The following is a 328-nucleotide window of genomic DNA, read 5'->3' as shown; positions in this document are numbered from 1 at the left end:
CCGACCGAGGTCGATCTCCTCGTCGGCGACGCCAGCAAGGCGCGCGAGGTGCTCGGCTGGACGCCGAAGCGCAGCTTCGCCCAGCTCGTCGAGGAGATGATGACGAGCGACCTGGCGGAGGCAAAACGGGATGCGGCCAGTGGCAAACGCACCGTTTGAGCTGAGGGGCAAAAGCGTCTATATCGCCGGCCATCGCGGCATGGCCGGAGCCGCGCTGGTGCGCCGGCTGGCGCGGGAGGACGTGCGGCTCATCACGGTCGACCGGCGCGAGGTCGATCTCTGCAACCAGGCCGCCGTGTTCGACTGGTTCGCCAGGACGCGGCCGCAA

At 69.2% G+C, this 328-nt stretch carries 2 protein-coding genes; both read left to right on the top strand.

The genetic code is table 11. The features are described from left to right. Positions 1 to 159 (top strand): GDP-mannose 4,6-dehydratase (locus tag AC0L3X_RS47500; protein WP_473317666.1); only part of this gene is annotated, 159 nt, incomplete at its 5' end. Next, positions 131 to 328: NAD-dependent epimerase/dehydratase family protein (locus tag AC0L3X_RS47495; RefSeq protein ID WP_473317665.1), on the top strand; the 198-nt coding region annotated here is incomplete at its 3' end. The genes AC0L3X_RS47500 and AC0L3X_RS47495, both read left to right, overlap by 29 nt.

It is taken from the genome of Bradyrhizobium sp. MI1.7 (assembly GCF_055811795.1).
The sequence above is the reverse complement of the archived record's forward strand: the minus strand, read 5'-3'. Positions and strand labels throughout refer to the sequence as shown.